The sequence below is a fragment of the Streptomyces sp. AM25 genome (genome assembly GCF_058146165.1).
Window position 1 is genome coordinate 55,555 of record NZ_JBKIWN010000013.1, and the last position, 26,627, is coordinate 82,181.

Below are 26,627 nucleotides of genomic sequence, written 5' to 3' on the forward strand. Positions count from 1 at the left end.
CGCTCACGCGGCGGAGCCGCAAATCGAAACGGCCCCGCGCCCCTTTGGGGCGCGGTACTAGGGAAAGGACGCACAGTGCGCCACGTACTCGTCGCCGCCGCGGTGGTGCTCCTGGCGGCTGGACCCGCCGTCGCCAAGGGTGCCATCGAGATCAGCGCCGCCGCGCACACCGTGCGGTCCGGGCAGGTCGTGCGGGTCAGCGGTGCGGGTGACGACGATGCGGCGCACTATCTGCAGGCCTGCGTCGAGGAGCGCGACGGCGGACAGGAGGTCTGGCACGTCGTGTCGTGCGGCAGCCCGGCGAGCTCCGGCGCGGGGGCCAGGGTCGACACCCGTATCACGCCGCAGCGGCGCGGGACGGTGCAGTTCCGGGGTGTGCTGTACAAGATGGACGGCCCCGACGACAGGCACCCCAGTGTGCTGCGGACCTCACCCGTGACCACGGTCCGGGTGCGCTGACAGCCAGGGGCTGCGGGCGGCCAGGACGCCGAGGCCGAGGGCCACGAGGTGGCCCGCGTCGGCGAGTCCGTGGTCGATGGTCCAGGCGGCCGTGAGTGCGGCGGTGAGCAGGCCGAGCCCGTAGCGCCGCGTCCGTTCGCCGCCGACGGCGAGCAGGCAGGCGACGGTCGCCACCAGTCCGTAGCTGATGCCCACGTCCCGGGCCCGGCTGAGGGCGCCGGGCAGGTGGGCCAGGCGCATCAGCCACATGGCGCCCTCGGTGAGCAGGGTCGCGACGAGGTGGCCGAAGAGGAAGATGCCCATCCCGCGCAGCGCGCCCCAGCGCCACTCGGCCAGGCCCAGGGCCGCGGCCACCGCACCGATGCCGAGCAGCGCGGGGACGCCGTCCACGACGAGCCCGCTGGCGAGCAGGGTCCACCACTTGCCCACCTTCAGGTGGTGCACATTGCTGCTGATGTGCCGGATGAACCGCGCCTGCCCGGATCTGGACTGGGTGGCCATCCAGCCGGCGGTGGCCAGCAGGACGGCCACGTACACCGTGGTCGCGGGCAGCCGCCGCAGCAGGTCCGCCGGGCGGTGCTCCACTCGCTGCACCGTCATTCAGGAGCCGTTCCGCAGCGGGCCCGGGTGGACCCGTTCCAGGGCCTCCCAGCCCATGTCCCGCTCCCGCGCGGCCTCTTCCGCGCGCCCGCCGCCGCGCACTCCGAACAGCCGCTTGGCGAACAGCAGGTAGACCAGGACCGCGACGTTGATGAGCAGGGTGAGGATCTTCGTGGCGCTGATGCGCCCGGTGAGCTCGTAGATCTCGGGCGCGAGCAGCACGGCCGTCGCCACGAAGGTGAGGTACTCGGCCCACCGCTTCGCCAGCCAGAGGCCTACCGCCTCGACCCCTTCGAGCAGCGCGTACGCCGCGACGACCGCGCCGATCACCCAGAGCGTGGAGGTGTGGGCGGCGAAGGCCTTGTCCAGGTCCCCCAGGAAGCCGTGGCGGCCGGTGCCGCTCGGGCCGCCGACGCCGTTCTGCACGGCGTCGATGATCCGGTAGAACGGGCCCCGCAGCCGCTCCCGTTCGTGCGCGAAGGCGAAGACGGCGACGGCCAGCACGGCGAGGACCACGAAGTGCACCAGCCGGTCGACGGCGATGAGCCGCAGGACGTAGCGGTCGCGCAACGGGCGGCCGCGCAACGGGAGATCGATCGTGTGCCGCTCCGGCACGGTCTGCGCCGCGGGGCGGCCCGGTGGCGGCAGCGGCAACCAGGCGTCGCAGCGCAGGCAGCGGTGCCAGCGCATCCCGTCGTCCGTCTCGCGCACCAGCAGCGCGTCCCCGGGGCGCACCTGCGCGGCGTCGGTGCCGACGAGGCGGTGCCCGTGCAGGCCGCACCCGATCAGCTCGTACTGCAGCCGGCGCTTCTTGTGCCGTACCCCCGGAGCGGGCACCGGTCCCTGCTCGTGCGTCACCTGTCGTCCTCCTCCCGGTGCACGCCCCCGCGTCGCACCCCTGCCACATGCTCCCGCGCCCGTTCGGGGACTTGACCAAACTTCACCGTGAGAGGACGTTTCCATGGTTTCCCCTTGACGCACACTTGGCCGAATACGGCCTTCTCTTGTGCCTTGGTAAAGAGAACGAACCCGCCGGGTGATCCTTTTCCGCCGCCTCTACGCTGAGCGTCCGTGGCAGTGGCAAACCTTCCTGAGCTCACGCCCGGGCGCATGCTCGGGACGTGGCAGGCCGATCCGTTCGGACTCGCGGCCGTCGTCGTACTGGGCGGGCTGTATGCGTGGGGCATCACCAGGCTGGCGCGGCGCGGGGAGCGCTGGCCGCTCGCCCGGACGCTCGCGTTCGCGGTGCTGGGCCTGGGGACGACGGCCGTCGCGACCATGTCCGCGCTCGCGGTGTACGACCGGGTGCTGTTCTGGCCCGCCGGCGTGCAGAACATCCTGCTCGACCTGATCGCCCCGCTGGGCCTGGCCCTCGGCGACCCGCTGGCACTGGCCCGGCGGGCGCTGCCCGCGCGGTCCGGGGAGCGGCTGGAGCGGGTGCTGCGCGGCCGGGTGGTGCGCACGCTGACCTTCCCGCTGCTCAGCACGGTGCTGGTGCTGGCCAGCGAGCTGAGCATCTACTTCACCCCGTACTTCGAGGCGGCCCTGCGGCACGAGGCCGTGCACCAGGTGATGTATCTGCAGCTCGTGCTGACCGGCTGTCTGTTCGTGCTGCCGATGCTCTCGCACGAGGAGATGCTGCCCTCGTGGTGCGGGCATCCGGTGCGGGCGCTGTTCGTCTTCGTCGACGGGCTCGTCGACGCGGTGCCGGGCATCGTCGTGATGACCAGCAGCACGCTGATCGCGGGCGGCTGGTACCGGGCGCACGCGCCGGAGTGGGGGCCGGGGCCCGAGCGGGACCAGCAGATCGGGGGCGGGCTGATGCTCACGATCGCGGAGCTGGTGGGACTGCCGTTCCTGATCGCGGTGTTCGTCGAGTGGGTGCGTGCCGAGAAGGGCGCCACGGCGGCGCTGGACCGGCGGCTGGACGAGGAGCTGGCCGTGGCGGCTGCACCGCAGCCCGCGGCGGCGGGTGACGACGCCGGAGCGGCGGCGCCCGAGCCCGAGATGATGCGGCCGTGGTGGGAGACCGATCAGGGCGCGATCGGGGAACGGTTCCGGCGGGGACAGGGCTGACCGGGTCCGGGGCGCGCAGCCCCGGACCCGTTTTCATAGGTTTTCATGGGTTTTCATCGGCCCGGCGGGCCGGCGTGCTGCGCCGTCTCGATGTTGTCGTGCAGGTCGCTCGTCGCGTCCGCCGCGGCGGCGCCGGAGGCGAGGAGACAGGCGCCCAGCAGGAGCGCTACGGCCCGCGCCGTGCGGCCCGCCGGGAGGGCGCGGGTTGCGGCGGGGGTCTCCAGGAGGGCCGCGACGCGGCGGGGTACGGGGCCAGCCGTCGCGGTCAGGGCCGTCGCGGGGCGGTGGCGGGACGGGGTCGCGGAGGCGGCCAGGGCCGCGCGGCCGACCGCGCGGGCGGCCAGGCAGCGGTCGCCGACGGTGGCGGCGGCCGCCTCGTCCGCCCAGCGCTCCAGCTGGAAGGCCAGCGGCGCGCGCAGTGCCCGCAGGGCCGGGTGCAGGCATCCGGCGAGCTCCGCACAGAGCAGCAGCAGGTGGTGGCGCCCGGCGAGGTGGGCGCGCTCGTGGGCGAGCAGCACCGCGCGCTCGTCGGCGTCCAGGCTGCGCAGCATCCCCGCGGTGACGACGACCCGGCCGGGCCGCCCTGGCAGGGCGTAGGCGTCCGCGGCCGCGTCGGGCAGCACCGTCAGGTCGCCCGCGCTGGAGCGGCCAGCCGTCTCCGCCCCGGCGCGCAGCAGCTGCCGGACGTGGCGCAGGAGGGTGCGGGCGGTGTGCACGGTCACGGCGAGGGCGGCCGCGGTCGCGGCCAGCCCGAGCGGGACGGCGAAGGCGGGGTCGTGCGGCAGCAGGTCCACCCTGACGTGGCCGAGCGCGGCCACGACCGGCAGGTGCAGCAGTGCGGCGACCGTCAGCAGGGCCAGTGCCGCGGCGCCGAACACCCCCAGGGCGGCCGCGGAGGCGGCCAGCAGCAGGGCCGCGGCGCGCGGCGGCAGCAGCGCCGCCAGCCTGCGGGCGGCGGGAACCGCGAGGAAGGGCGCGAGCAGCGGCGCCCAGACCGCCCAGATCATCCCGGCTCCCCGGAGCCGTGGGCCCGGCGCAGCAGGTCGCGCAGGAGCGCCTCGTCGTCGGTGGAGAGCCGGGAGACGAAGCGGGCGAGCACGCCGGTCCGGTCCGCCCCCTTGTCGAGTTCGGTGTGCATGCGCTGGGCGGCGAGGGCCGCGTGGTCCTCGACGGCCGGGCTGTACGCGTAGGCGCGCCCGCTGCGGATGCGCCGCACGGTTCCCTTGTCGTGGAGCCGGGCCAGGATCGTCGCCACGGTCGTGCGGGCCAGCGGGCCGCCGAGCACCTGCTGGACCTCGGGCGGGGTCAGCGGGCCGTCGGCCGCCCAGAGTGCGGAGAGCACTGCGGCCTCGAGTTCGCCCGCCGGGCGGCGTATGGACTCGGTCACGGGAACCGCTCCCTCCCTGGGATCGTCTACAGTCACGTAGACCGTCTACGGGATTGTAGACAGTCGGGGCCGTCCGGCCCTGTCCTCGATTATGGGAGGCCTCGCACTCGTGCCCGCACCCCCCGTGGCCACCTTGGCCGTCAATGTCCTGGATGCGTCCTCACTGCTGGCGGCCTTCGGGGCGCTCGGCATCGCCGTCGTCCTGTTCGCGGAGACGGGTCTGCTCGTCGGCTTCTTCCTGCCCGGCGACTCGCTGCTGTTCACCGCCGGCCTGCTGTGCCGGCCGGGAGCACACTCCGGGCCGCACCTGAACCTGGTGCAGGTACTGGCCGCGGCCGTCGTCGGGGCGCTGGCCGGCGCCCAGTGCGGTTACGTGCTCGGCCGGCGCGGCGGCCGGGCGCTGCTCTCCCGCTCCCGCAACAAGCGCCTGCACGAGGGCGTGGAGCGGGCCGAGGAACTGCTGGGCAGGTACGGGCACGCCCGCGCGATCGTGCTGGCCCGGTTCGTGCCCGTGGTGCGCACCGTGCTCAATCCACTGGCCGGGGCACTAGAGATCACCCCTCGGACGTTTGCGGTGTGGCAGGCGGCCGGAGGTACGGTCTGGACGGTCGGGCTGGTCCTGGGCGGTTACGCCCTGGGGTCGGTCGTCCCGAACGTGGACCGCTACCTGCTCCCCGTCGTCGGCGTTGTAGTGCTGCTGTCTCTGCTGCCGGTCGGCATCGAGCTGCTGCGCGGCCGGCGCCGGGCCGCAGCCGGGGCGGCGCCGGCCGCCCCGGGGAGCACGGACGGACAGTAACGACAGAAATGACGGGAATGACTGCAACAACCATCGGCCTGGCGGCGGGCACTGCGCCCGCCTTCGACGGCTCGGGCATCGACGGCAGCCTCTACACGGACGTCACCGAGGAGGCCCGGCACGCCCCCGCACTACTGAACGATGTCATCTCCGCCTGGACCTCCTACGGCCTGGCCCTGTTCGCCGTGCTGATGCTCGCGGCCTGGTGGCGGGCCCGGCGACAGGACGCCCCGGTGATGGCCCGGGCCCTGGCGGTGCCCGTGGTGGTGGTCGCCGTGTTCGGGGTGGACATGGTGCTGAAGTCGCTGGTGCAGGAGGACCGGCCGTGCCGTTCCCTGCCGGGCAGCTTCACTCTGGAGGCCTGCCCTGCGCCGGGTGACTGGTCCTTCCCCAGCAACCACTCGGTGATCGCCTTCTCCGCGGCGGCGGCCCTGTGGATGATCGACCGCAGGCTCGGGGCGGTCGGGTTGCTCGCCGCGGTGGCGATGGGCTTCTCCCGGGTGTGGGTGGGCGCCCACTATCCGCACGACGTCCTCGCCGGCGCGCTGGTCGGCATCGTCCTGGCGCCGATCCTGACGCTGCTGGCGACGCGGGCCGCGCCCTTGGTGGTACGGGCGCGCAGCGGTCCGTTGCGGTCCCTGCTGACCGCCACGGTGTGAAGCGTCTCCCGGCCACGGCAGCCCCGGCTGCCGTGGCCTTCGCATGCGCGGCCCTGGGCCTGACCGCCCTGACGGCGGCCGTGACCGCCGCGCACGGTGCCCCGCTGGCCGTTGACACCGTCCTGCACCGTGCCGCGCTCGCCCACCGGAGCGGCGCCGTGAACACCGCCGCGAAGGCCCTCACCTCGACCGGCACGGGCGTGGTGCCGTACCTGCTGGCGGCGGTCGCGGGCTGGATCGCGTGCCGGCCGCACACCGCCGCGCGGCGCCGGGTGCCGGTGGTGTGCGCCGCGCCGGCGGTGCTGCTGCTCGGTCAGCTGGCCCGCATCGCCGCGCGGGACGCGGTCTCCCGGCCGCGGCCGGCCGCCGCCGACTGGGTCACCCCGGCCTCCGGCGCATCCTTCCCCTCCGGGCACTCCGCGACGAGCGCGCTCGTCGCGGGGCTGCTGGCCTGGGCGGTGCTCCGGGCGCTGCCGGGGGGCGCGGGCCGGGCCGCCGCCGTGTGCTGCGGGCTGTGGGCGGCCGGGGTGGGGGCGACGCGCGTGTACCTGGGTGTCCACTGGCCCACCGACGTGGCCGCCGGCTGGCTGTTCGCGGTCTGCTGGCTCGTACCGGCGCTGTGGCTCCTCACGCGCGCGGCCGACCGGTGACGCAACTCCCCTGCCCGTGCGGTGCGTTCAGCACTGCAGCGGATAGGGCACCCGGTCGCCGACGGGGCCGGTGTTGCGGCACAGGTGATAGCCCTGGTCGTGGAGGTCGCCGATGATGCCGGGCAGGGCATCGGGGAAGTTGCTGAAGAGGTGGCCGAGGATCACGCCGTTGTGCTTCTCCTCGGGGGTGGCGTTGCGCACGTTGATGCGGATCGCGTCCACGCTCGTGAAACTGCCGCCCGGCTTCTCCCAGTCGTGGGTGTCGATGGTCCAGTTGCAGAGCCGGTAGCCCATGTCGGCCGCGATGTCCTGCTCCCGCTCCCCGGCGTCCCCGTAGGGCGGGCGGAGCACGTTGCTGGGCAGGCCGCCGGCGATCTCGTCCTTCAGGGCCTGATCGGAGAGCGAGCTCAGCTTGGCGTGCGAGAAGGAGTGGTTGGCCACCCAGTGACCCTGCTGCCGCAGGGTGGCGACGATCTGCGGGTACCTGGCGGCGAACTGGTTGATCAGGAAGAAGGCGGCGCGGATGCCCTGCGACTGCAACTGCGCCCCGACGCGCACGGCGCGGTCCGGGTCGTTGTACGGCCAGTCGTCCAGGGTCAGCAGGATCCGGTTGGAGGTGTTGCCGCAGCGCTCGCGGTCGTAGACGCCGTCCGGCTCCGCGGCGTTCTGGTCCGAACCGTTGCGGGGGGCGTCGTCCGGACCGCCCGTCCTGCGTATGCCGGCCGCCCGCTGGGCGTTGCGCCCGCTGCAGGAGGCGCCCGGGCCCTTCTTGCTGCATTCCGGGGGCGGATCGTCGAGCGAGGCGGCCGCGAACGCGGAGCAGGTGACCAGCACCGTGACGGCGGCCGCCGACTTCACCGGCGGGCGCCGGCGGCGCCGGTGCCGTCCGCTGCCTCTCCTGAGGGCTGCACGGTATCCGGACATGCGCGACTCCTCACGGGTGACGGACCGCCAGGCGCACGGTCCGCACCGCACCCGGGGCACCGGGGCGCGGACGGGACGCCGCGCCCGGGCGGACACACCGAGCAGATTGGGTGATCTTCGCCTCCACACTCCCGGCAGCCGGGGCCCCGCGCAACCGCGGGGCCGCGCGTCGTTCGGCCGCCCGGGTGGCCTGTTCGGCGTGTCGGGTGACAAGGCGACAAATCGTCAGGAAGCGGTCCCGGGGATGTACGCGAGGCCGTGGGCCCCGGCCTCGCCCTTGCAGTCGACGTCGAGGGTGTCGAGCACGCGCAGGCCCACCAGGTCGACCACGGTCACGGTCGAGGACAGGATGGCGGAGACGTAGGCACGGGTGCCGTCCGGGGACGAGGTGATCGTGAGCGGGAACCGGCCGACGGGGACCTGCCCGGCGGGCTCGAGGGTGCCGGGCGCGAAGACGGTGAGCACGCCGTCGGTCTGCGCGAGGAGGCCGCTCTCCCCCGGCACCGTGCGCAGCTCGCCCGCGAGCACCGCGCCGGTCGCCATGGTGTGGACGGGGAGGACGACGCCCTCGGTCGCAAGGGTGCGGACGGTCTCGCCGGTGGCGCTGGCCACGACCCGGACGCCCGGCTGCACGGCGGGCCCGGAGTCGAAGCCGCCCTGGGGGACGGCGACGTAGACGTGGGCGCCGTCCGGGGAGACGGCCAGCCCCTCGCTTCCGGCCACGGCGATCCGGCCCGCGAAGGCGTCGCGCTCCAGGTCCACGACGGACACGAACGGCGCCTCCTTGTTCGCCGTGTACCCCCGGCGGCCGTCCGGGGTGACCGCGAACCAGTGCGGGCCGTCGGCCATGACCGGTATCCGGCCGAGCCGCCGCCGGGTCCGGGTGTCGAAGACGAGCACGCCGCCGGGGGCGTCCGCGGTCGCCTCGACGGTGACGTAGAGCCGGTTGCGGGCGCGGTCGAGGGCGAGGCCGTGCGGCGCGTGGTCCGGGGCGGTGTCCAGGACGTCCACGACCCTGCGGGTGGCGACGTCGATGACGCTCACCTGCCGGGCGCGGCCTGCGTGGGCGCCGTAATAGCCGGAGACGTAGGTGCTGGCGCAGTAGAGCAGGCGCTGGTCCGGGTCGAAGCACAACTCGTGGGGCTGGGCGGGGACTTCGACGACGTCGACCCGCTCGTGGGTGACGGCGTCGAAGAAGGTGACGGTCGGTCCGGTCTGGGAGGCGACGGCCAGCAGGTCGCGGCCGGATGCCGAAGGAGCGCCGTTCTGCGGCGTGTTGGGGGTCATGGAGTCATCTTCTGCCGCATCGAGGTGTGATTCCAGTGCAATCTGCTCAAGCGAGGTGTGCGTCGTACTCACTCGTCGGGGAACACCCGGGTGACGAGCGTGCCGTCCCGTGTCACGTGGCCGTGCACCATGCCCTGGCTGCTGTACGGGGCCGCCAGCGTGCCGTGGGCGTCCAGGGCGATGAGCCCGCCTGTGCCGCCCAACGGGGGCAGCCGTTTCATGACGACCTCGTACGCGGCCGACGCCACGTCCCTGCCCCCGAACTCCATCAGGTGCACCACGGCCACGGCCGCCGCACCGCGCAGGAAGCCCTCACCCTTCCCGGTGGTGCTGACGGCTGCCGTGCCGTCGTGCGCATACGTACCTGCTCCGATGACGGGTGAATCCCCCACGCGGCCGGCCTGCTTGCCGGTCATGCCCCCGGTCGACGTCGCCGCGGCGAGGCTCTGCGCGCCGTCGAGGGCGACCGCGCCCACGGTGCCGGTGATGCCGTGGTCCGCCGCCGCTCCCGCCCTGGCCTTCATCAGCTCGTCCCGGCGCCGTTGCGTCCGGAAGTAGTCCTGCGGCACGGGCACCAGGCCGCTGCGCTCGGCGAACGCGTCGGCGCCGCGCCCCGCGAGCATCACATGCCCCGTCCGCTCCATCACCAGTCGGGCCGCGGAGACGGGGTTGCGCACGTGCCGCACGCCCACGACCGCCCCGGCGGCCAGGTCGGCGCCGCGCATGACGGAGGCGTCGAGTTCGTGATCGGCGTCCTCGGTGAACACCGAGCCCCGGCCCGCGTTGAACAACGCGTCGTCCTCCAGTACGCGCACGGCCGCCTCGACGGCGTCCACGCTGCTGCCGTCGCCGCGCAGCACCTCGTAGCCGGCCTGCAGGGCACCGGCCAGCCCGGCGCGGTAGGCCCGTTCGGTCCGGGCGTCGGTGGTCTCGCGGCGCAGGGCGGCGCCGGCGCCTCCGTGCACGGCGAGGACGACATCACGGGCGTGGGGAAGGCGAGTTGCCGCTGGGCGCATGCCTCGACCCTGGACACCGCGCGCCGCGGTGTCCATACGGCATTCGCGCCATGCGCGGGATCAGCGGGTGGTGTAACCGCCGTTGACGAAGAGGGTCTGCCCGTTGAGCCACCAGCCGTCGGTGAGCAGGAACTTCACGTACGGCACGATGTCCTCGATCTTGGTGAGTTCGCCGTTCATGGACGAGGACTTGTGGAAGGCGACGGAGTCGTCGGTCTCGGCGGGGTAGAAGAACGAGGTGTCCATCGGGCCCGGCGCAATGTTGTTGACCGAGATGTTGCGGCCGAACAGCTCCTTGGAGAGGGCGCGCGTGAAGTGCTCGACGGGCGCCTTGCTGCCCGCGTACACGGAGTAGAGGCCGGTGTAGGCGGCGAGCAGCGAGGTGACGATGGTGACGATCTTGCCGCCGTCCTCCAGCCGCTTGGCCGCCTCCTGCATCATGAAGTACGCGGCCTTGGAGTTGACCGCGAACATCCGGTCGTATTCCTCCTCGGTGACCTCCGTCATCGGCTTCTTGACGACCATGCCGGCGGTGTTCACCATGCAGTCGACCTTGTCGAAGGCGCCGACCGCCACTTCGAAGAGCCCCTCGACCTCGGACACCCTGGTCAAGTCGGCCTCGTGGACGACGGCTTCGCCGCCCGCCGCCTTGACGGCCTCGGCGGTGCGCTGCGCACCGTCCTTGGAGGACGGGCTGTTGTAGTGGACGACCACCTTGGCGCCGTCCGCCGCGACTTCCTTCGCGATGAGACTGCCGAGGTTCCTCGATGCGCCGCCGATCACGACGACCTTGTCCTTGAGCGTGTGCGTGGGCATGGGCCCCTCCTCGAAGGGGGTGACGACGAGGGCAGGCCCACCCTATGGGCACATATCGGGATCTGCATGTCCGCGTACGCGCCGGCGGGCGGACCCCACCGCCCGCCGGCCGCCCCCACCCTCCCGGGACGCGGAACACCCCTGGGGCCTTCTGCGGCACCCCCGCGCCGCACACACCTAGAGTAGTCGACCGATTACCTTGGGTGCATTCCACCGAAAGAGTGAGTTACCGAAGCGGAGTCCGGCACCCGTGGCCGGATCCGGCCCCGTGCACCGAACCCCGCTCAACCCGGCAGCAGTTGGCGGTGTCCTTCCGTACCGGCGCACCCACGCGTCACCGTGATCGGAGAGGCAGGTCCGCACCGATGCGCAAACAGACCGCACGCAGAGCCCTGGCCGCGGCAGTGGTGTCCGCAGTGCTCACCGCCACCGCCCTGACCACGACGGCCCAGGCCGCGCCGGCCGGCTCGCACGACGCCACCCGGGCCGCGATGGACGCCCAGGTCGCGGCCGGCGTGCCGGGAGTCCTGGGCGAGGCCCGGGACGGCCGGGACGTCTGGCACGGCTCCTCCGGGGTCGCCGACCTCACCACGCACCGCCCGCGCCTCGCCCACGACCGCTTCCGGGTCGGCAGCATCAGCAAGGCCTTCACCTCGACCGTCCTGCTGCAGCTGGAGAGCGAGGGCAGGATCGGTCTCGACGACACCGTCGAGCAGTGGCTGCCGGGCGTGGTCCACGGCCACGGCCACGACGGCAGCCGCATCACCGTCCGCCAAGTCCTCGACCACACCAGCGGGATCTTCAACTACACCGAGGATCCCGCCATGTTCGCCCGGCTCTCGACGGGCTTCCTCCGGCACCGCTACGACACCGCGACGCCCCGGCAGCTGGTGGACATCGCCATGACCCACGCGCCGTACGCCGCGCCGGGCGAGAAGTGGCACTACTCCAACACCAACTACATCCTGGCCGGAATGATCGTCGAAAAGGTGACCGGCCGCTCCTACGCCACCGAGATCCGCGAGCGCATCATCGAGCCCCTGCACCTGGACGCCACCACGCTCCCCGGCACCTCGCCCCGGATGCCCCGCCCGCACGGCCGGGCCTACAGCAAGCTCCTGAGCACGAAGCCCGACGCGAAGATCTACGACGTGACCGAGCTCAACCCCTCCTGGGGCGGGTCCGCGGGCGAGATCATCTCGACAACCGGCGACCTCAACCGCTTCTACCACGCACTCCTCGGCGGCAGGCTGCTGCCGGAACAGCAGCAGAAGGAGCTCATGACCACCGTGCCCATGGACGAGAAGGGCATCGGGCGCTACGGGCTCGGCGTCTCCGCCGCCGTGCTCCCCTGCGGGACGGTCCTCTGGTTCCACGGCGGCGGCATCCACGGCTCCACCTCCATGGCCTCCTCCACCGCGGACGGCCGCCACACCGCCGCGTTCAACTTCAACGGCGACTGGACGGGTGACACCACCGGCATGCTCCTGGCCGAGTACTGCGGCACCGCGAAGACGGACGACGCCGCGGCGCGCAGCGCCCTGACCCGGCTCGCCGCACTGCGCTGACCCCGGCGCCGGACGGCACGGGCCGACGGGCGGCACCGCCCGTCGGCCCGATCAATGTGTAATCGGAGAAGCGACGGTCCAGAATCTCTGGACGGAGTGTTGCGGAGGAGCCGGTATGCAGAGAGCACAGCGGGAGCGGGCGGAGTCGGCGGCACGGCAGGAGGCCGCCCAGCTCACCGCGCAGAACGTGCACGGCGTCGCCCTCACGTGGGTCGACAACTCGGGCCTCACGCGCGTCAAGGCCGTCCCCGTCTCCCGGCTCGCTCACACCGCCCGGTGGGGCGTGGGCATGTCACCGGTCTTCGACGTCTACCTCACCGACGACTCCTCCGTCATGAGCCCCCACATCGGCGGCCCCGACGGGGACCTGCGGCTCTTCCCCGACCTGGACCGGCTCACCCTGCTGGCCGCACAGCCGGGCTGGGCCTGGGCGCCCGTCGACCGGTACGAGCAGGACGGCCGCCCGTACGCCGCGTGCCAGCGGCAGTTCGCGCGCCGGATGGCCGACCGCGCGGCGGAGCGCGGGCTGCGGCTGAGCATGGGCTTCGAGACCGAGTGGGTCGTCACCCGCGCCGGCGCCCCGGGCCCCGCACCCGCCTACGCGGGCACCGGCCCCGCCTACAGCATGGCGCGGGTGGTGGAGCTCTCGGACTACCTGCGCGACCTGCTGGAGACCTTCGCGGCACAGAGCGTCGACGTGCTGCAGCTCCACCCCGAGTACTCCCCCGGGCAGTTCGAGGTCTCCGTCGCCCCCGCCGACCCGGTGGGCGCGGCCGATCTCGTGGTCCTCGTCCGCGAGACGATCCGCGCGGTGTCCGCCCGGCACGGCCTGGACGCCGGCTTCGCCCCCGTGGTCGAGGTGGGCAAGGTCGGCAACGGCGCGCACCTGCACCTCAGCCTCTGGGAGGACGGGCGGAACCTGTGCCGCGGCGGGGACGGCCCGTACGGCATGACGAAGGTGTGCGAGTCCTTCCTCGCCGGCGTGCTCGCCGAGCTGCCCGCCCTGATGCTCCTCGGCGCTCCGTCGCCCGCCAGCCACCTGCGGCTCGAACCCTCGCGCTGGGCAGGGGTGTTCCAGTGCTGGGGGCTGGAGAACCGCGAGGCCGCCCTGCGCTTCATCACCGGCGCCCCGGACCACGCCACGGGCGCCAACGCCGAGGTCAAGTGCTTCGACGCGGCCGCCAACCCGTACCTGGTGACCGGCGCCGTGACGGCCGCCGGGCTCGCCGGCATGGACGCGGCGCTGACGCTGCCGCCGCCCGTCGCGGGCGACCCCGTCTCCGCCGCCGGGCAGCAGCGCCTGCCGGCCACGCCGGACGAGGCGCTGGAGCACTTCGAACGCTCGTCACTGCTGCGCGAGACACTGGGCGAACCGCTGTTCCAGGCCATCCTCGCCGTGCGCCGGGCGGAGGCGGAACAGTACGCCGGCGCCGCCCCGCAGGACATCGCCGACGCCGTCCTCCGGCGGTACTGACATGACCGCGCCGCACCTGTCCCCGCTGGTGGACCAGCACTGCCACAGCGTGCTCCGCGACGACCCCACCGCGGACTCCTTCGCCGCGTACCTGACCGAGTCCGACGCGCCTCCCGCACCCGGCACGACCCACCTCGACACCCAGCTCGGCTTCGCGGTGCGCCGCTGGTGCCCACCGCTGCTCGGCCTCGAACCGCACTGCCCGCCCGGCCACTACCTCGACCGCAGAAGGGAGTTGGGCGCCGACGAGGTCAACCGCCGGCTGCTCGGAAGCACCGGGATCACCGACTACCTGATAGACACAGGCCTGGACGGCGGCCTGCTGGACCTGTCCGGGTTCGCGGCCGCCGCCGGCGCCGCCGTCCACGAGATCGCCCGGCTGGAGAGCCTGGCGGAGCGCGCCGCCGACACGGCCGGCAGCGCCGAGGCCTTCGCCGACGGCCTGGCCGACGTCGTCCGGGAGGCGGCCCGCACCGCCGTCGGCTTCAAGTCCATCGCCGCGTACCGCCACGGCCTCGACCTCGACCCCGCGGCCCCGTCCCCGGCCGAGGTCCGCGCGGCGGCCGGCCGCTGGCTGGACGGCCGGGCGCCGGGCGGCCGGCTGACCGACCCCGTCCTGCTGCGGCACCTGCTGTGGTCGGCCGCGGAGACCGGGCTGCCGCTCCAGCTGCACACCGGCTTCGGCGACCCGGACCTGCGGCTGCACCGCTGCGACCCGCTGCTGCTCACCGACTTCATCCGCGCCGTGCGCCCCACGGGCTGCCCGGTGGTGCTCCTGCACGGCTATCCCTACCTGCGCAGCGCCGGATACCTCGCCCACGTGTACCCGCACGTGTACGCCGACTTCGGGCTGTCCCTGAGCTACACCGGGGCCCGGGCGCGCGCGGTCCTGGCCGAGGCGCTGGAGCTGACGCCGTTCGGCAAGCTGCTGTTCTCCACCGACGCCCACGGCCTGCCCGAACTGTTCGTCGCCGGCACCGAGCTCTTCCGCCGGGGGCTGGCCGGCCTGCTGGCCGAGTGGACGGCCGAGGGCGCCTGGTCCGCGGCCGACGCCGAGCGGGTGGCGGCCATGGCCGGCGGCGGCAACGCCCGGCGCCTGTACGGCCTGGACGGCCCGGGCGGCTGACGGGCGCACGCCGTCGTTCGGGTGAAGCTTCCGCCGAACGGCCCTGCCCGGCCGCCGTCCGCCCGTAGCGTCACGGCGGACCGGGCAGCCGACGCGCTCCGCTGAGGGTGCCAGTGCCGTGGGTCGGCTGCGGGCCGTCCGTGGCTGGTCGCGCCCACGCGGCGGAGCCGCATGTCGACGGCAGCCCCGCGCCCCTTCGGGGCGCGAGAACCGTAGGAGAGCCCATGCGACGTCCCATCCGGGCCCTGGAGGCCCTGGCCCTCGCCGGGCTGCTCGGTGCCGTCACGCCCACGGGCGCCCGCGCGGCCGACGGCACGTTCGTCTACTACACCGGGCAGGGAGCGGAGCGGCACACCCTCACCGGCCCGGTGGACGGCCGGTGTTACCCGGTGGGCGAGGCGACCGGCGTCACCGGCAACGAGACGGACCACGACGCCTACCTCTACGACACCGACGGCTGCCGCGGCGCCGCCGTGTACTTCCCGTCCCGCTGGTACGGGTACGAGACCTTTCGCAGCGTCATGTTCGTGGCCCGGTGCGCGGACCGCACGCCGGTCGTGCGCGCCCGCACCCCGTTCTCCTGAAATCACGCCACCCCTTTCGCTACTGTGGTCGGCCGAACCGCCGCCCACGCCTACGCGGGAGGGACCCATGAGCACTGCCCGGCCGTGGAGCATCGAGCGCATCCGCGAGGCCCTCGGCAGCCCCGATCTCGCCCAGCGCTTCACCGACGAGATCGGCAACGCGCCGGCGCACCGGGTGCTGGCCGTGTTCGCGAAGTGGCAGGGCATCGCCGAGCGCACCCTGGCCGCGGTCGAGCGCGGCCGGCAGGCCGCCGAGGCCGAGGCGGCGGGCCGGGAGGTGCCCGGCGAGTGGATCGACATCACCCGGAAGGTGCAGGAGGAAGCTGCGCTGATTCGCTCCCGCGGAGCGGCCTGCGGCTGACACCCTGGAACGGTGTACGCGCTCAAGTACGACGCGACGATAGCTGCCGTCTGGGACGCGCTGCCTCAGACCGTCAGCGAGCAGTTGAACAACGGTCTCGCCGCGGCCTGCGCGGACCCGCTGGCCGCGACCATCCCGTACGGCGAGGACGACGGGATCATGCGCATGCTCGTCCTCGACGAGGTCTTCGTCGTCATCTACCTGGGCCACCAGACGAAGACCCTGCACATCTACCAGATCGACTACCTGGGCTGACCCTTCTCCAGGAAGAGCGTCAACACCTCGACGGCCCGGTCGAGTTCGTCCTCGGTGTTGTAGTAGTGCGGCGAGAACCGCACCAGCGGGTGCGCGCCGCGGTCCTCCGTGTCGAACGGCTCGGAAGCGGGCACCGTGATGCGCACGGTGATCCCGTGCCGGGTCAGGGCGGTGACGACGTCGTCGGTGGGAACGCCGTCGGCCTTGGCGGTGACGATGGCGCACCGTTCGCCGCCCAGGTCGTGCGTGGTCACCCGGGGCACGGCGGCGAGGCGCCGGCGCAGGTGTTCGCCGAGGGCGGCGGTGCGGCGCCCGATGTGCTCCGGTCCGAGCTGCAGCGCCTGGTGGACCGCGCTGCCCAGTCCGAGGACGTTGGCGTGGCTCATCTCCCAGGTGCCGAACCGCCGTGCCCCGCGGTGCCAGGTGAAGCCCCGGGCGCCGTCCCAGGTGGCGGAGCCGATCTCGGCGACGCGCGGGGCGAGGTGTTCCAGCATGGCGGTGCGCACCCACAGGAAGCCGGTGCCGCGCGGGCCGCGGAGGAACTTGCGGCCGGTGGCGGCCAGCATGTCGCAGCCGATCGCTCGGACGTCGACGGGGAACTGGCCCACCGACTGCGTGGCGTCCAGCAGGAACGGCACCCCGGCCCGGCGGGTGATCGCCCCGATCTCGGCAACCGGGTTGACCAGACCTCCTCCGGCGGGCACGTGGGTGACGCCGACGAGCTTCACCCGCTCGTCCATGAGGGCGTCCAGCGCGGCGGTGTCCAGGGCGCCGGAGGAGTCGTTGGGGACCACCACGACCTCCGCCCCGGTGCGCTGCGCGGTCTGCAGGTAGGCCAGGACGTTGCTGCCGTACTCGGCGCGGCCGGTGAGGATCCGGTCGCCGGGGCCGAAGGGGAGCGCGGAGAAGGCGGCCTGCCAGGCGTGGGTGGCGTTGTCGAAGAGCGCGACCTCCTCGGGGAGCCCGCCGACGAGGGCCGCGATGTCCTCGTACGTCGCCTCGACGGCCCGCCGCTCCTGGGTCGCGGCCGCGTATCCGCCGATGCGGGCCTCGAGTTCGAGGTGGGAGACCACGGTCTCCAGCGTCCGGCGCGAGAGCAGGCCGCTGCCCGCGTTGTCGAGGTGCACGCGGTGGGCGCAGCCGGGGGTGTCACGGCGCAGTGCGGCGATGTCCATGCACCGACCATGCCGGGTGCTCCGCGGGGGCAGGCGCCCCGACGCGCCCGGTTTCCGGCGTTTTCGGGGCAGCGGCAAGAATGACCGGACAACACCACTTCGGAGGATGCTGGTTCACCATGCCCGACTTACGTACATCCGGTCGACTGTCCGTCCTGGCCCTCGCCGCCGCGGCGACGCTGGGAGCGGCCCCGCCGTCCCCTGCGCCGGTCACTGCCGAGGTCGCCTACACGCCGCAGGAGCGGCGGGCGGCGCTCGCCTACTGGACGCCGGAGCGCATGAAGGAGGTCGGCGGCACCGTGGATCTCGGGCCGACCGGGCCGTTGACGAAGACCTGGAAGGGGGCGCCGGTGAAGACCGTCGGGCGGCTGTTCTTCGTCAACGCCCAGGGGGCCGACACCTGGTGCACGGCCGCCGCCGTCAAGAGCGGCAACCGTTCGGTCGTCATGGCGGCCGGTCACTGCGTGCGACTCGGATCCTCTCCCGACAACACGTACATGGACCTGGTGTTCGCCCCCGGCTACGCCAACGGAAGGGCGCCGTACGGGGTGTTCCCGGTGCGGGCCGCGGTGACGCCCGCCTCCTGGGCGCACCAGTCGGTCAACGACGTCTCCGCACTGGCCGTCGACCCGGTACGGGGCAAGGCGCTCACGGACACGGTCGGCGGCCAGCAGGTGGCGTTCGGCCGCAAGCCCGGCGGCGACGTGACCGCCTTCGGCTACCCGGCCTCGGCCCCGCAGCACGGTGAGGAACTGCTGTACTGCGCGGGCCGCACCGAGGCCGCGCCGGACGACGAGATGCGCATGCCCTGCGACATGACGGGCGGCTCCAGCGGCGGCCCCTGGCTGGCGGACTTCGACGCCGCGTCGGGCCTGGGCACGCTGGTGTCCGTCAACAGCCACGGCGATGCGCTGGAGCACAGCACGACCATGTCCGGCCCGGTCCTGGGTGCGACGGCCCGCCAGGTGTACGAGCGGGCGCAGCGCTCCTGACCCTCCGGGGGGGGTGGCACTGGCACCACCCCCAGGACGGATACTGGCGGGATCGATCGGAATCTCCCGGGACGGAAACATCGGTGATGCAACCGAAACCGTCCCAGGAGGACCGATGTTGAAGATCCGGAAGTCCCGGCGTACCGCTGCCGCCGTGACGGGCGTGGCCGTGGCGGCCGTGACGGCCGCCGTCCTTCCGGCGTCCGCGGCACTCGCCCGCACGCCCGCGGCCCCCACCGTGCCCTCCCGCTACGCGTCCCAGAAGCTGGACTGGCAGTCCTGCGGCCAGGGCCTGGAGTGCGCCTCGATGGCCGTCCCGCGCGACTGGCACCACCCGGACACCGGCCCGGACCTCACCATCAAGGTCTCCCGGCACCGGGCGGGCGACCCGGGCAAGCGGCGCGGCGTGCTGATGATGGCGGCCGGCGGGCCCGGCGGTTCGGGTCTGATGCGGCCCGCAGGTTTCGTCAAGGGCGCGCCCGCCGTGGGCGCCGCCTACGACGTGGTGAGCTTCGACCAGCGCGGCGTCGGGGAGAGCACCAAGCCGACATGTCAGACGGACGCGGAGTTCACCGACTTCTTCGCCGGCGACTTCCGGGACCGCTCCCCCGCCGGCATCCAGCGGGTCCTGAACAACTCCCGCAAGTTCGTGAACGACTGCGAGCAGCGCAGCGGCGGGCTGCTGCCCTATCTGACCACCGAGCAGACGACCCGCGACATGGACCTCTTCCGCTCCCTGCTCGGCGAGAAGAAGATCGCGTACTACGGGCCCTCCTACGCCACGATGATCGGCGCCTACTACGCGACGCTCTACCCGCAGCACGTCGAACGCGCCGTGCTGGACAGCAACATAGGCTTCCAGGGCCGCTGGGAGGAGTGGGAGAAGGGCCAGCCGAAGAGCTTCCAGCGCCGCTTCGAGCAGGACTTCCTCCCGTGGCTGGCCAAGTACGACGACGTGTACCACTACGGGCGGACGGCCGCCGAGGCCAAGGCGAAGTGGGAGCAGCGGCGGCAGGCGCTGCACGACCACCCGCTGACGGTGGGCACCCTGACGCTGGGCCCCAACCAGCTCGACAACGGCACGATCCAGGCGATGTACTCGGCCGACCAGGGCTTCCCCGCGCTGGCCTCGTCGCTCGCCGCGCTCGACCACTGGGACACCGCGAACGCGGACGAACAGAAGCTGGTGGGGCAGTTGTTCGGCTCGTACCTCAGCCCCGGGTTCCTCGCCGAGTTCTTCTCGGTGACCTGCAACGACACCCCGTGGAACAAGAACGTGCGGTACTGGACGGACTACAGCGCCAAGGACGCCGGGGCCCTGCCGCTGATGGGCGCCCGCGAACTGGCCTTCGCCTCGGTGTGCGCGTACTGGCCCACCTCCCCGGCGCCCGAGGTGAAGGTCACCGGGAAGGGGCTGCCCACCACGCTGATGCTCAACTCGGTGCACGATCCGGCCACCTACTACGAGGGCGCTGTGCGGGCCCACCGTGCGCTGCGCAACTCCCGTCTGGTCACGGTCACCGGCGGCGGCGACCACGGCCAGTTCCTCAACCGGAACGCCTGTGTGGACGGCATCGTCGACGACTACCTCCTCACCGGCAAGGCGCCGGCGCACGACACCACGTGCGAGAGCAAGCCGCTGCCCGTTCCCGCGGGCGCGGCGGCGAAGTAGCCGGGCCCCGGCCCCGACGTGGCGGCCCCTGCACCGTATCCGGTGCGGGGGCCGCCTCGTTGACCTGTGCAGGCGGCGGGAGGGCCGGACATGCGCATCCAGATCATCACGGCGGGCACCACGGGTTCCGTCGCTCCGTACACCGGTCTCGGCCACCGGCTCGTGGCGGAGGGGCACGACGTGGAGATCGCCACGCACCCGAAGTTCGCGCCGATGGTGACGTGCTGCGGCGGGCTGCGGATGCGTCCGCTGGAGGCGGACCCGTTCGAGGAACTGATCGGCGCGCACAGCCGGTTCCGGGGCGGGCAGCGCTCGCCGGGCGCGGTCCTCCGGCTCGCGCGGGCGACCGAGCGGGCCGCGCTGGCGCTCGTCGACGGCGTTCTCGGGGCGGCGGATCCCAAGGCCGACGTGTTCCTGCTGTCGACGCTGGCCGCGCCGGTCGGCCGGGTGGTGGCCCAGTACCACTCCGTGCCGAGCATGGGCGTCTTCCTCCAGCCCGACGTCCCCACCGCCGCGTTCCCGCCCTGCACGAGCGCCTGGCGGCCGCCGGGGTACGGCAACCGGCTGCGCGGGCGCGCTGCCAACGCCGTGCTGGACGCCCTGTACTCCGCCGCCCACCGCAATCTGCACGCCCGGCTCGGGCTGGCGCACCGCAGCGGGCACCGGCTGCGGCAGGAGCGGGAGCGCAGCCGGTGGCCCATCTGGCACGGGTACAGCCCGTCGGTCGTCCCCCGCCCCGCGGACTGGCGGCCCGGGCTGAAGGTCGCCGGCTACTGGTGGCCGCACGAGTGTCCGGGCTGGGAACCGCCGCAGCAGGTCGCCGACTTCCTGGCGGCCGGCCCGCCCCCGGTGTTCATCGGCTTCGGCAGCATGATGCCCGGCGATCCCGAACGGCTGGGCGCCGTCGCGACGGACGCACTGCGCCGGGCCGGGCTGCGGGGCATCGTGCAGTCCGGCTGGGCCGGGCTGTCGGTGCAGGGGGACGACGTCCTCACCGTCGGCGCGCTGCCGCACGGCTGGCTGATGCCGCGCACGGCCGCCGTGGTGCACCACGCGGGCGCCGGGACCACGGCGGCGGGCCTGCGGGCCGGGGTGCCGGCGGTCCCGGTGCCGGTCTTCACGGACCAGCCGTGGTGGGCCGCGCGGCTGACCCGGCTGGGCGTGAGCCCGGGGGTGCTGCCGTACGAGCAGCTGACGGCCGGCCGGCTGGCCGAGGCGCTGCGGCGCGTGACGGCCGAACCCCGGTTCGCCCGGCGGGCGGTGGAGCTGGCCGGCCGGCTGGGCCGGGAGGACGGGGCGGGGACCGTCGCCCGGGCCGTCGCGGAGACGGCCCGGTGACGGAGCACGGGCTGCCGGGACCGTGGTCGCACGGCAGCCGGAGAACCGCGAGACGAGGAGACCCGTGAGACCCCGAGCCCAGTTGCCCGCCCTCATCGCACCCGGTGCCGCACGGCGGTCCACGGTGGACATGCCGCCGCTGGACGCCTGGTTGTTCCGGCACCAGAGCAGCGGCGCGATCTGCATGACCGCCGGCATCCTGGCCTGGTTCGAGGGCCCTCCGCCGACGCTGTACGAGCTGCGGGAACGGGTGCGGCAGCGCTGGGCGGTGCACGAACGGCTGTGCCTGACGGCCGTCGAGAACCCCGCCTGGCCGCAGTGGGCGCCGGGCCCGCAGTGGGATCCCGCACACCACGTGGCCGCCCACGACACCTCCCCCGCCGCGCTGGAGACCCTCGCGGCGCAGCTGCTCGCCCACCCCCTGGGCCCGGCCCGGCCGCCCTGGCAGCTCCATCTGCTGCCCGCCGACGGCGGGTTCGCCCTCTTCCTCCTCGCCCACCACGCCCTGCTCGACGGGGTGTCGATGGTCACGCTGCTGCGCGCCCTGCTGGACGCCCCGGCGGCCGTGCCCCGGCCGCGCTCCCCGGGCGGCGCGGCGTCCCCCGTCCCGTCCCGGCTGGACCGGCTGCGGGCGGTGGCGGACGTGCTGCCGCGGGCGCGGCCCCTGCCCTTCCACGGTCCGGTGGACGCGCGGCGCGCGGTGTCGTGGAGCCGGGTGCCGGTGTCCGGACTGAGCGCGGCCCGCGACGCCCTGGCCTCCGGGCGGGCCTCGGCCAACGCGGTCTTCCTGACCGCGGCCGCGGGCGCCCTGCGCACCGCGGGGCTGACCGGGCGGGTGCCCCGGCTGCCGGGGGTGTGCGCGATGGTGCCGGTCGACGTCCGGGACGGCGCCGGGCCGGTGATGCTGGGCAACCACTACGCGACGGTCCGGGTGCCGCTCCCGGCGGGCGGGGACGCGCGGCGGCGGCTCGCCACCGTGGACGGCTTCACCCGGCGCTCGGCGCTCAAGCAGCGGGCGCAGGCCCAGTCCCGGCTGGTGGCCTCCCGGCCGCAGCGGCACGGCCGCTTCGACGCCCTGCTCGGCCGCTATGCCGACTCCCCGCTCTTCTCCTCGCTGCTGTGCAGCAGCGCGGCCAGCTATGCGGGGCAACTGGCGCTGGGGCCCGCGCGGTTCACCGCGCTCTCGGGGCTGCCCCCGCTGAGCCCGGGGCACCCCCTGGCGGTGTCGATGCTGCTGCACGACGAGAACGCGGTCGTGACGGTCGTCACCGATCACGCGCACCGTCACCTGGCGGCGCGGCTGCCCGGTCTCATCCGGGAGGAGATCGATGCGCTGCGCGGCTGAGCCGGACGTCCGTTCCCCGAAAACCCGGGCTGCGGGCGGTACATGGGCAGTAACGTCAAGCCACCGGCTCTCGTTCCCCCTGGTGAATCCCCCCACGAACGGAGACCGGCCGTGACGACGCGCACCGCACTCTTGGAAGAGGTCATCCCGCTCACCCTCCACGGTTACGCGTACAGCGGCCGCATCGTCCACCGGCCGGATGCCAGAGTGGCGCCCATCGTCCTGGTGGGCGGGGCCTTCCAGCACCAGAACGGGTGGGGCCGGGTGGAGCGGGCCTTCCTGGAGGCGGCGAGCGTGATCACCGTGGACCTGCCGGGCTGGGGCAGCGCGGACCGGCTGCCCGCGCGGTACGGATTCGACTTCCTGGCCGAGGCGCTCGACCAGCTGCTGTCCAAGGTGGCGCCCGGCCCGGTGAACGTCCTCGGCACCTCGTACGGCAGTGCGGTGGCCCACCAGTGGGCGTGCGAACACCCGGGCCGGGCCGAGCGGGTGGCGCTCGTGGGCACCATGGCGCATCTGACGGACCACGCGCGGGCGCGGGTGTCGCACCTGCTGCGGCTGGCGGAGCACGGCAGCCGGACCGAGTTCGTCAACAGCGTGCTGCACACGATGGTGTGCTTCGCGCCGCGTGCCACGGTGCTGCGCCGGCCCACCGTCGTCCGGTGCCTGACGCGTGCGCTCAACGAGCTCACCGCCGACGACGTCGCGAAATACCGCGACAACACCCTGCGGCTGCTGATGCACGCGGAGCTCCCCCGCGGGTACGCCGTCCGTGCCCCGGTGCTCGTCGCGACCGGCGAGCACGATCCGCTGACCACCCCGGCGCTGAGCCGGGAGGCCGCCACCCGGTGCCCGGACGCCCGGTTCACCACGCTCAAGGACGCGGACCACCTCGTCCACCTCGAACGCCCCACGGAGATCGTGGATCTGCTGATCCGCTTCTTCTCCGGCGAGTCCCTCGCCGGTCTCGACTACTGCCACCCGGTCGAGTACCTGCGGCAGCAGACGGGCGGGACACTGCCCTCCCCCCGTCCCTCGCACGGCAGTTGAGCGCCCGGCCCTCCGACGGGAGGGCCGGGCTCCGCCGGTCGCCCGTGCGCCTCAGTCCTCGTGCGCCGAGGCGGGCAGCCGGCGCAGCTTCAGCGCCGTACGGGTGCGGAAGGCGTAGTCCAGCATCCTGGCGGCGTCCGGGAAGCGGCTCGCCTGGTCGTTGAGGACGACACCGACGACCTCCCGGCCGGAGCGCTTCGCCGCGAACACCAGGCAGGGGCCCGCGGAGCGGGTCGAGCCGGTCTTGACGCCGATCACCCCGTCGTAGGAGCCGAGCAGCTTGTTGGTGTTGTACCAGGTGTAGAGGCGGTTGACGTTCTTCGCCTTCTGCTCGCTGCGCACGGACCTCACGACCTCGGAGAAGGTCCGGTTGCCGAGCGCGTGCCGGGAGAGCACGGCCAGGTCGCGTGGGGAGGCGACGTTGTCGCCGTGCGAGGAGTTGCCGTCGAAGGAGTCGAACCGGGTGTGGTGCAGGCCCAGTTCACGCGCCTTCTCGTTCATCCGGGCGATGAACGACTCGGTGCGCTCCGTCTCGGTGTCGCCGGTGCCGAAGGTGTCGGCGAGGGCGTAGGCGGCGTCGCAGCCGGAGGGCAGCATCAGGCCGTAGAGCAGCTGCCGCACGGTGAGCCTGTCGCCGGTGCGCAGGTCGGCCGTGCTCGCCTGGGTGCGGGCGACGTAGTCGCGGTAGGACTGCTGGATGGTGACCTGCCGGTCCAGTTCCCCGGCGTGGTCGTCGAGGACCACGACCGCGGTCATGATCTTGGTGGTGCTGGCCATCGGCCGCTCGGTGTCGGCCTCCTTGCCCCACAGCCGTCCGGCCTTGCCGTCCAGCAGGTACGCGCCCTTGGCGTTGATCCCGGCCGGGCCGTCCGCGGCTCCGGCGGTGGCCGTCGGGAGGGCGACGGCGACGACCGCCGTCGACGCGGTCAGCGCCGCTCCCCAGCGACGGACCGCACTTCCCCCACGTCGTTCCATTGAGTCTCCCGAATTCCTCGTGCAGCGGCATGCGTTGAGGGACGGCATGGTTGCACCCGGTGCGGGCCAGGGAGAAATTCCGGACACCAAAGAGTGAAAAAGGATCGTCTGAATGCGGATCGAATGCAGAGATGCCCGCACCTCGCGGTACGGGCATCTGCGGTGCTGCGCTGCGGGGTTCAGCCCTGGCAGACGCCACGCTCGTAGTCGAAGGTGGCCGTCGCCTTGGAGTACGTCCACTCGGGGTCGAGCAGCTTGGTCTGCAGCTGCTTGGCCGCGTCCTGGTTCTCGACGACGTAGCCGAAGTCCTGCAGCCACGACGGGTAGAGGTTCTTGGACCCGACGTAGAAGGCGGAGCCGTCCACGGAGACCAGCTTGTGGTGCAGGCGGTAGGGCTTGCCGTCGGCCCAGTTGGCGCTGTCGGAGCTGCGGAACGTCCCGAGCTGGAGGGTGGAGCACATGGCCGCCTTGGCCTTGTCCTGGCTTCCGGTGACGAGGGCGAGGCGGTTGCGCAGGGTGTCGCTGACCTCGTTGAGGGACTTGATCTGCGAGTAGCCGCCGCTGCCGACCGTGCCGCGGTTGGCGGGGTCGCTGACGACGATGCGCACCTTCACGCCGGCGGCCATCTTGGCGGCGATGGCGTCGTAGAGGCGGATGTCGTAGCGGGCGATGGGCGGGCAGGTGGCGTTGAGGTCCTGCTGCGAGATCTCGACGTGGTCGGTCGCGCTGGCCACCAGGGCGCGCAGGGCGCTCTCCTCGGGGTTGACCGTGTCGTAGTCGCGGTCGGCGTTGGTGCTGTCGTGCACGCCGACGACGCACTTGGTGTCCGAGGCGGTGGGCAGGTCGGGGCTGAACGCCGAGGAGGCGTCCTTGTCCTTGATGCCGACGCCCAGGCCGCCGACGGCGATCACGGGCACGTTGCCGGCCGGCTTCGGGGCGGCGGGGTTGGCGTCCTTCTCCATGGTGGGCATGCAGTCGCCGCCCGACCCCGTGAACCAGACGCTGGCCACGTTGCTCTTGTTCTGGCACGTCCACGTCCAGAGCGTGTCCAGGTAGCGGCCGGCCGAGGCGGCGCCGGGGCCGCTCAGGGCGAGGTCGACGTCGGACACCGGGCTGGAGGTGTCGATGTAGTCGCCCTTCCAGCCGTTGATGCCGCCGGCGATCACCGACTCCCCGTCGGTGACGAGGAGTTTGGAGTGGTTCCAGGAGAAGCCGGTCTTGGAGGTGGTCATCGACGCGACGTTGAGCGTGATGCTGTCGTAGGCCTTGCCGAGCCGCTTCTTGAGGTCGTCCCGGTAGGACGAGGGCAGCACGTTGAGGTGGTAGACCGGGGCGGCGCCGACCATCACGCGGACCTTGGGCTTGTTCCCGGCCTCGACCGAGGCCTTCAGGCCGGCGGCTATGGCGTCCTGGAAGGCGCCGTCGGGGAAGGGCGCGAGGGTGGAGATGTCCACCGTGCGCTTCGCCTTGGAGATGTTCTCCGTCATCCGGGCGAGCAGCCTCTTCGTGCCCTGCCGGTCGGTGCACGACGCGTCGCCCCAGCACTCCGGGGTCTGCAGCAGCCAGCCCGCGGGGTCCCCGTCGGAGGTGTCCAGCTTGTTGCCGTCGGTGCGCTCCCACACGCTGCCCTCGAGGCCGGGCGAGACCTGACGCAGCGTCCGCTCGATGGAGTCGAGGTGCGGGGTGGCGGAGCCGTCGGCGAACGCGGGGGCCGCGGGCAGCACGGCGAGGACGACGGCCGAGGCCGTCGCGCCGCGCACGAGGCGGCGTGAGCGGCGCAGGGTGTTGCGGGCCAAGACACTTCCCTTTTGGACGAAGTTGATGAGAACCGGACGCTTTGCATCCATGTGGCGATCATCTTGCCGGAAGGCACCGTTCAGCGGCTAGTGGTTCACCATGCACCAGTTTCGGCCAGCCACGTTCCGGCCATCGCCCGTACATCTCACGTATGACACGCCACTGCCGCACCAGTCCCCAGAGGGACGGCGGTCGGCCTCGCAGACGGATGCCCCGCCCCCGCCCCTGGCCATAGCTTCGTGATC

Annotated in this window: 27 protein-coding genes; 16 read left to right on the forward strand and 11 right to left on the reverse strand. The window is 73.2% G+C overall.

Annotated elements, in window-relative coordinates; genetic code table 11:
- Positions 1-75 precede the first annotated feature (75 nt).
- Positions 76-459 carry a hypothetical protein gene (locus ACLHRZ_RS18525; protein WP_490419570.1) on the forward strand — a complete coding sequence of 128 codons (384 nt, stop codon included), beginning with the start codon at positions 76-78 and terminating at the stop codon, positions 457-459.
- On the opposite strand, the gene ACLHRZ_RS18530 is transcribed toward ACLHRZ_RS18525, so the two are convergent.
- Entirely contained in the window at positions 430-1,059 is a 630-nt protein-coding gene (locus tag ACLHRZ_RS18530) for a rhomboid-like protein (protein WP_490419571.1), read from the reverse strand. The two genes, ACLHRZ_RS18525 and ACLHRZ_RS18530, sit on opposite strands and share 30 nt — an antisense overlap.
- Positions 1,060-1,917 (reverse strand): DUF2127 domain-containing protein, encoded by an 858-nt coding sequence (locus tag ACLHRZ_RS18535; protein ID WP_490419572.1) that lies wholly within the window; start codon positions 1,915-1,917, stop codon positions 1,060-1,062.
- A gap of 219 nt (positions 1,918-2,136) precedes the next feature.
- On the opposite strand from ACLHRZ_RS18535, the gene ACLHRZ_RS18540 reads away from it, so the two are divergent.
- Positions 2,137-3,135 (forward strand): cytochrome c oxidase assembly protein, encoded by a 999-nt coding sequence (locus ACLHRZ_RS18540; RefSeq protein ID WP_490419670.1) that lies wholly within the window; start codon positions 2,137-2,139, stop codon positions 3,133-3,135.
- Between the two features lie 53 nt (positions 3,136-3,188).
- Here the strand turns inward: ACLHRZ_RS18540 and ACLHRZ_RS18545 are convergent, their stop codons facing one another.
- Both ACLHRZ_RS18545 and ACLHRZ_RS18550 read right to left on the reverse strand, forming a co-directional pair.
- On the reverse strand, positions 3,189-4,142 hold the full coding sequence (locus ACLHRZ_RS18545; RefSeq protein WP_490419573.1) for a M56 family metallopeptidase: 954 nt from the start codon (positions 4,140-4,142) through the stop codon (positions 3,189-3,191).
- Positions 4,139-4,522 (reverse strand): BlaI/MecI/CopY family transcriptional regulator, encoded by a 384-nt coding sequence (locus ACLHRZ_RS18550; RefSeq protein WP_490419574.1) that lies wholly within the window; start codon positions 4,520-4,522, stop codon positions 4,139-4,141. Before ACLHRZ_RS18550 ends, ACLHRZ_RS18545 begins: the two co-directional genes overlap by 4 nt.
- Before the next feature lie 91 nt (positions 4,523-4,613).
- Here ACLHRZ_RS18550 and ACLHRZ_RS18555 point away from each other — a divergent pair, with 91 nt between their 5' ends.
- Genes ACLHRZ_RS18555 through ACLHRZ_RS18565 form a run of 3 tightly spaced genes read left to right on the forward strand, consistent with a single transcriptional unit; the run spans position 4,614 to position 6,627 of the window.
- The gene (locus ACLHRZ_RS18555) at positions 4,614-5,318 is read left to right on the forward strand and encodes a DedA family protein (protein ID WP_490419575.1); all 705 of its coding nucleotides are present in this window, start codon (positions 4,614-4,616) and stop codon (positions 5,316-5,318) included.
- A gap of 17 nt (positions 5,319-5,335) precedes the next feature.
- Positions 5,336-5,977: a phosphatase PAP2 family protein gene (locus ACLHRZ_RS18560; RefSeq protein WP_490419576.1), complete on the forward strand. Its 642-nt coding sequence runs from the start codon at positions 5,336-5,338 to the stop codon at positions 5,975-5,977.
- Positions 5,974-6,627: a phosphatase PAP2 family protein gene (locus tag ACLHRZ_RS18565; RefSeq protein WP_490419577.1), complete on the forward strand. Its 654-nt coding sequence runs from the start codon at positions 5,974-5,976 to the stop codon at positions 6,625-6,627. Before ACLHRZ_RS18560 ends, ACLHRZ_RS18565 begins: the two co-directional genes overlap by 4 nt.
- Positions 6,628-6,654: 27 nt before the next feature.
- Here ACLHRZ_RS18565 and ACLHRZ_RS18570 read toward each other — a convergent pair whose 3' ends face one another.
- From ACLHRZ_RS18570 to ACLHRZ_RS18585, 4 genes are all read right to left on the reverse strand, one after another.
- A complete protein-coding gene (locus tag ACLHRZ_RS18570) occupies positions 6,655-7,551 on the reverse strand; it encodes a polysaccharide deacetylase family protein (protein ID WP_490419578.1) in 897 nt (298 codons plus the stop codon).
- 225 nt (positions 7,552-7,776) lie between these two features.
- Positions 7,777-8,838 carry a YncE family protein gene (locus ACLHRZ_RS18575; RefSeq protein WP_490419579.1) on the reverse strand — a complete coding sequence of 354 codons (1,062 nt, stop codon included), beginning with the start codon at positions 8,836-8,838 and terminating at the stop codon, positions 7,777-7,779.
- 68 nt (positions 8,839-8,906) lie between these two features.
- Positions 8,907-9,854: an isoaspartyl peptidase/L-asparaginase family protein gene (locus ACLHRZ_RS18580; RefSeq protein ID WP_490419580.1), complete on the reverse strand. Its 948-nt coding sequence runs from the start codon at positions 9,852-9,854 to the stop codon at positions 8,907-8,909.
- Between the two features lie 60 nt (positions 9,855-9,914).
- The gene (locus ACLHRZ_RS18585; protein WP_490419581.1) at positions 9,915-10,670 is read right to left on the reverse strand and encodes an SDR family oxidoreductase; all 756 of its coding nucleotides are present in this window, start codon (positions 10,668-10,670) and stop codon (positions 9,915-9,917) included.
- Between the two features lie 365 nt (positions 10,671-11,035).
- Here ACLHRZ_RS18585 and ACLHRZ_RS18590 point away from each other — a divergent pair, with 365 nt between their 5' ends.
- From ACLHRZ_RS18590 to ACLHRZ_RS18615, 6 genes are all read left to right on the forward strand, one after another.
- Complete coding sequence (locus tag ACLHRZ_RS18590; protein WP_490419582.1) at positions 11,036-12,238, forward strand: serine hydrolase domain-containing protein; 1,203 nt, start codon at positions 11,036-11,038, stop codon at positions 12,236-12,238.
- 115 nt (positions 12,239-12,353) lie between these two features.
- The gene (locus ACLHRZ_RS18595; protein WP_490419583.1) at positions 12,354-13,712 is read left to right on the forward strand and encodes a type I glutamate--ammonia ligase; all 1,359 of its coding nucleotides are present in this window, start codon (positions 12,354-12,356) and stop codon (positions 13,710-13,712) included.
- 1 nt (position 13,713) lies between these two features.
- A complete protein-coding gene (locus ACLHRZ_RS18600) occupies positions 13,714-14,838 on the forward strand; it encodes an amidohydrolase family protein (protein WP_490419584.1) in 1,125 nt (374 codons plus the stop codon).
- Positions 14,839-15,062: 224 nt separating this feature from the next.
- Positions 15,063-15,422 carry a hypothetical protein gene (locus ACLHRZ_RS18605; RefSeq protein ID WP_490419585.1) on the forward strand — a complete coding sequence of 120 codons (360 nt, stop codon included), beginning with the start codon at positions 15,063-15,065 and terminating at the stop codon, positions 15,420-15,422.
- A gap of 67 nt (positions 15,423-15,489) precedes the next feature.
- Complete coding sequence (locus ACLHRZ_RS18610; RefSeq protein ID WP_490419586.1) at positions 15,490-15,783, forward strand: hypothetical protein; 294 nt, start codon at positions 15,490-15,492, stop codon at positions 15,781-15,783.
- Between the two features lie 12 nt (positions 15,784-15,795).
- Positions 15,796-16,038 carry a hypothetical protein gene (locus tag ACLHRZ_RS18615; protein ID WP_490419587.1) on the forward strand — a complete coding sequence of 81 codons (243 nt, stop codon included), beginning with the start codon at positions 15,796-15,798 and terminating at the stop codon, positions 16,036-16,038.
- Here the strand turns inward: ACLHRZ_RS18615 and ACLHRZ_RS18620 are convergent.
- Positions 16,026-17,213, reverse strand: coding sequence for an aminotransferase class V-fold PLP-dependent enzyme (locus ACLHRZ_RS18620; protein WP_490419588.1), 1,188 nt, complete (start codon positions 17,211-17,213; stop codon positions 16,026-16,028). The genes ACLHRZ_RS18615 and ACLHRZ_RS18620 overlap by 13 nt on opposite strands.
- A 119-nt stretch (positions 17,214-17,332) precedes the next feature.
- Here ACLHRZ_RS18620 and ACLHRZ_RS18625 point away from each other — a divergent pair, with 119 nt between their 5' ends.
- The 5 genes from ACLHRZ_RS18625 (at position 17,333) to ACLHRZ_RS18645 (ending at position 23,610) form a co-directional block, all read left to right on the forward strand.
- Entirely contained in the window at positions 17,333-18,205 is an 873-nt protein-coding gene (locus ACLHRZ_RS18625; protein ID WP_490419589.1) for a trypsin-like serine peptidase, read from the forward strand.
- A 115-nt stretch (positions 18,206-18,320) separates the two neighbouring features.
- Positions 18,321-19,877: an alpha/beta hydrolase gene (locus ACLHRZ_RS18630; RefSeq protein WP_490419590.1), complete on the forward strand. Its 1,557-nt coding sequence runs from the start codon at positions 18,321-18,323 to the stop codon at positions 19,875-19,877.
- Positions 19,878-19,967: 90 nt separating this feature from the next.
- The gene (locus ACLHRZ_RS18635) at positions 19,968-21,215 is read left to right on the forward strand and encodes a glycosyltransferase (RefSeq protein WP_490419591.1); all 1,248 of its coding nucleotides are present in this window, start codon (positions 19,968-19,970) and stop codon (positions 21,213-21,215) included.
- A gap of 64 nt (positions 21,216-21,279) precedes the next feature.
- Positions 21,280-22,560, forward strand: coding sequence for a wax ester/triacylglycerol synthase domain-containing protein (locus tag ACLHRZ_RS18640; protein WP_490419592.1), 1,281 nt, complete (start codon positions 21,280-21,282; stop codon positions 22,558-22,560).
- 111 nt (positions 22,561-22,671) lie between these two features.
- On the forward strand, positions 22,672-23,610 hold the full coding sequence (locus ACLHRZ_RS18645; RefSeq protein ID WP_490419593.1) for an alpha/beta fold hydrolase: 939 nt from the start codon (positions 22,672-22,674) through the stop codon (positions 23,608-23,610).
- A 51-nt stretch (positions 23,611-23,661) separates the two neighbouring features.
- Here ACLHRZ_RS18645 and ACLHRZ_RS18650 read toward each other — a convergent pair whose 3' ends face one another.
- Positions 23,662-24,585: a D-alanyl-D-alanine carboxypeptidase family protein gene (locus ACLHRZ_RS18650; RefSeq protein ID WP_490419594.1), complete on the reverse strand. Its 924-nt coding sequence runs from the start codon at positions 24,583-24,585 to the stop codon at positions 23,662-23,664.
- A gap of 179 nt (positions 24,586-24,764) precedes the next feature.
- Positions 24,765-26,381 carry a phospholipase D-like domain-containing protein gene (locus ACLHRZ_RS18655; protein ID WP_490419595.1) on the reverse strand — a complete coding sequence of 539 codons (1,617 nt, stop codon included), beginning with the start codon at positions 26,379-26,381 and terminating at the stop codon, positions 24,765-24,767.
- Between the last annotated feature and the right edge of the window lie 246 nt (positions 26,382-26,627).

Bases quoted from the DNA above. Each gene is read 5' to 3' on its own strand.
- ACLHRZ_RS18530 (WP_490419571.1), bottom strand. From the start codon at position 1,059: ATGACGGTGCAGCGAGTGGAGCACCGCCCGGCGGACCTGCTGCGGCGG.
- ACLHRZ_RS18545 (WP_490419573.1), bottom strand. From the start codon at position 4,142: ATGATCTGGGCGGTCTGGGCGCCGCTGCTCGCGCCCTTCCTCGCGGTT.
- ACLHRZ_RS18555 (WP_490419575.1), top strand. From the start codon at position 4,614: ATGGGAGGCCTCGCACTCGTGCCCGCACCCCCCGTGGCCACCTTGGCC.
- ACLHRZ_RS18560 (WP_490419576.1), top strand. From the start codon at position 5,336: ATGACTGCAACAACCATCGGCCTGGCGGCGGGCACTGCGCCCGCCTTC.
- ACLHRZ_RS18570 (WP_490419578.1), bottom strand. From the start codon at position 7,551: ATGTCCGGATACCGTGCAGCCCTCAGGAGAGGCAGCGGACGGCACCGG.
- ACLHRZ_RS18575 (WP_490419579.1), bottom strand. From the start codon at position 8,838: ATGACCCCCAACACGCCGCAGAACGGCGCTCCTTCGGCATCCGGCCGC.
- ACLHRZ_RS18580 (WP_490419580.1), bottom strand. From the start codon at position 9,854: ATGCGCCCAGCGGCAACTCGCCTTCCCCACGCCCGTGATGTCGTCCTC.
- ACLHRZ_RS18585 (WP_490419581.1), bottom strand. From the start codon at position 10,670: ATGCCCACGCACACGCTCAAGGACAAGGTCGTCGTGATCGGCGGCGCA.
- ACLHRZ_RS18590 (WP_490419582.1), top strand. From the start codon at position 11,036: ATGCGCAAACAGACCGCACGCAGAGCCCTGGCCGCGGCAGTGGTGTCC.
- ACLHRZ_RS18595 (WP_490419583.1), top strand. From the start codon at position 12,354: ATGCAGAGAGCACAGCGGGAGCGGGCGGAGTCGGCGGCACGGCAGGAG.
- ACLHRZ_RS18600 (WP_490419584.1), top strand. From the start codon at position 13,714: ATGACCGCGCCGCACCTGTCCCCGCTGGTGGACCAGCACTGCCACAGC.
- ACLHRZ_RS18605 (WP_490419585.1), top strand. From the start codon at position 15,063: ATGCGACGTCCCATCCGGGCCCTGGAGGCCCTGGCCCTCGCCGGGCTG.
- ACLHRZ_RS18610 (WP_490419586.1), top strand. From the start codon at position 15,490: ATGAGCACTGCCCGGCCGTGGAGCATCGAGCGCATCCGCGAGGCCCTC.
- ACLHRZ_RS18620 (WP_490419588.1), bottom strand. From the start codon at position 17,213: ATGGACATCGCCGCACTGCGCCGTGACACCCCCGGCTGCGCCCACCGC.
- ACLHRZ_RS18625 (WP_490419589.1), top strand. From the start codon at position 17,333: ATGCCCGACTTACGTACATCCGGTCGACTGTCCGTCCTGGCCCTCGCC.
- ACLHRZ_RS18630 (WP_490419590.1), top strand. From the start codon at position 18,321: ATGTTGAAGATCCGGAAGTCCCGGCGTACCGCTGCCGCCGTGACGGGC.
- ACLHRZ_RS18635 (WP_490419591.1), top strand. From the start codon at position 19,968: ATGCGCATCCAGATCATCACGGCGGGCACCACGGGTTCCGTCGCTCCG.
- ACLHRZ_RS18650 (WP_490419594.1), bottom strand. From the start codon at position 24,585: ATGGAACGACGTGGGGGAAGTGCGGTCCGTCGCTGGGGAGCGGCGCTG.